At 34.1% G+C, this 2,744-nt stretch carries 2 protein-coding genes; both read left to right on the top strand.

What is annotated here, in order from left to right:
- Positions 1 to 1,105: 1,105 nt before the first annotated feature.
- A complete protein-coding gene (locus G468_RS0116930) occupies positions 1,106 to 1,327 on the top strand; it encodes a hypothetical protein (protein WP_026824027.1) in 222 nt (73 codons plus the stop codon).
- A 3-nt stretch (positions 1,328 to 1,330) separates the two neighbouring features.
- A partial coding sequence (locus G468_RS0116935) for a hypothetical protein (protein ID WP_026824028.1) occupies positions 1,331 to 2,744 on the top strand: 1,414 nt, incomplete at its 3' end.

The following is a 2,744-nucleotide window of genomic DNA, read 5'->3' on the forward strand; positions in this document are numbered from 1 at the left end:
ATACACGCACCTAGTCTACATACATATAACTGTACAACTAGACTTATAAGTCTAGTTGTACAGTTATATGTATGTAGACTAGGTGCGTGTATAGTTAATATTTTATTTACATGCGCGCTTATTTTTAATTATTAGTCTATGTGTACAGTTAGTATTATTTTTATTTGTTTATAATTTTAAATTTTACTTAAGTGTATTTATTTTATTTATTTACTTCATGAGTTTTTATATTTAAAAAATAAGTGATGAAAAAGGATTTGGTAGCCATTTAATGGCATTAATGGGAGGGAAATTGAAGTTTTTAGGTAGAGGTGAAAATTTAAATATGGCTATTAACCATCAAAAACAGACATATTTGTCATTTGAGGTTTACAAAAATAAAAATAATAATATCAATAACTTAAAATTTATTGTAAAACCGGTTTTTGTTAACTGTACATTATTTTATGGATATTATAAGTGTATATAATAAAGATATTTTAAAAATTTATTATATAAAGTCATTTTATTTTTATTTAGTTAAATTTAAAAATTTAAATGTAAAATTTATTAATAAATCGAAACTTAGGAATTCACTACATAGATGGAATTTAAATTTATAAAACAACTTTTTTATCAAAATACGCCAGAATTCATTAACAAAACTTAAGTTTACCTAAGCAAGTTAAATCTATTTCTTGTTCTCATGTTTTCTCACTTGTCTTCATGCTTAAGTATCAATTATCTCATAAGTTAAATATGTTTATCTGTACGTTTTTGATGGTGTAATTTCCATTATTTTTACTGTAGTATTAATAATGTGCTAAACGTATTACGAGCACAAAAAAACCACTTAAACACGTTTGATGTTTGGCGACAGATAACGTGTAACAAGTGGTTCTATTGCACCCGTTGGAAAACGGGGATTAAATAAATTTGACTTCTAGGTTGTGGCAAACCTGTAGTCTAGAATACGTAATTTACGAACTTTGATCAAGATTTTATAGCTCTATAGATGACTATAGATGACTATAGATGACTATTATAATCATATTTTGTAAGTTTATCGTGTTTTATTCAACTGTCTGTTCGATTCCTAGAAGTCACTGAAAATAAGGTGATTTCAATGAAATCTATCAATAAAGACACCCCTCAATTTACCCTTCCTTCAATGATCACTACTGATGTGGCTATTACACTTTCAGGAAAATCAAAAGCATTGTTCTATTACGCAAAAAGATTTGATCCCACTTTCCCTCAAGGCGTGTTGATGCAACACAATGGACGAAGCAGAGTCATGTATCCGACTGCTGAAATATGCCAATACTTCCAAAAAGTGGAGGCGTAAGAGATGGATCTCTCTACACAATCAGAAGTTATAGAATCAATCGAAGAAAACCGAGCTACATTAGATAACACATCTAACATTATTGAATTGGAAAAAGAGAAATCAAAACCAAGAAAAAATAAAGAAAAATCAAAAGAGAAACCTTTCAGGGAGCTAGGCTATGATTCAGGTGTTTACTACCTCATATCTAAAGAGCAACTTCAAGTATTACCATTCAAAGCTAGAGATTTGAAAGAATCTAACTTACTACAACTAGCTCCATTGTCATGGTGGAGAAAGAATTACCCTCAATACAACGATAATGGAGATGCAAAGAAAGCTCCTGATTGGATTCAGGCAGCAGATGACATTATGCGGAGATGTGCTAAGGCTGGCGTTTATTCCTGTGAAGCTGTACGAGGCTTAGGTTTTTGGAAGGACGGAAATAGGATTATACATCATCGAGGTAACGCTCTTGAAGACTTGGTTAACAGAAAAATCATCTCAATGCTAGATCCCTCACTTAGAGGGGTTTATCAACGAGCAACAGCTAAAGAAAAATATTCAAATGAATGCGCTACAGATGAGCAAATAGCTTTATTCCTTGCTGCTATAAATCGGATTTATTGGAAGGATGAAGCTCATAGTCAATTATTCTTGGGCTGGCTTGTATTAGCTCTATTTTGTGGATTGCTCGACTGGAGACCTCACATTTGGGTAACTGGTGAGCATGGAGCTGGGAAATCAGACACGGTACTCGAAGCGGTTAGAATTGCATTGGGAGCTAAAAACTATATTAGCGCAAAAGGTAGCACCACCGAGGCAGGATTAAGGCAGCGTCTCAAACATAACGCCATTCCAGCGGTGGTAGATGAATCAGAACCTAATACGACTAAAGATCGCTTGAGGCTTGACTCACTCCTAACACTTGCAAGAAATGCCTCAAGTGATGATGAAGCTACAGCAATTAAAGGAACGGTAAGCGGTGAAGCTCATTCTTACCGTATCAGGTGCATGTTCTGTTTTGCTTCTATCAATCCCTACATCAAAGAACTGGCTGACCAAAGCAGAATTTCAATATTGGAAATAGTCAAGAAGCCACAAACCACAGAATCAAAAGCTGATTTTCAATTCATTAAAAAATCTTTTTTAGAATTGGAAAAAGCTGGATTCAGCACCCTTCTAAACAACCTTATGATATCACGTTTATCAACGCTGGAAAATAATATCAAAGTGTTTGTTGAGGCTGCTGGAGATATATTAGGTTCTGCTAGAGATGGTAAGCAGTACGGCACGCTTCTAGCTGGTTACGCCACTTTCATCGAATCAGAGCCTGTAGATATTGAAACAGCTAAAAGTTATGTCTCCAATCTCAAATTAACTGAGGTTGTAGAGGAAAACAGGGACACAAAAGCTACTGGCTGGGATGAGTGTTGGG

This window comes from Arsenophonus nasoniae DSM 15247, assembly GCF_000429565.1.
GTDB lineage: Bacteria > Pseudomonadota > Gammaproteobacteria > Enterobacterales > Enterobacteriaceae > Arsenophonus > Arsenophonus nasoniae.

Bases quoted from the DNA above. Each gene is read 5' to 3' on its own strand.
- G468_RS0116930 (WP_026824027.1), top strand. From the start codon at position 1,106: ATGAAATCTATCAATAAAGACACCCCTCAATTTACCCTTCCTTCAATG.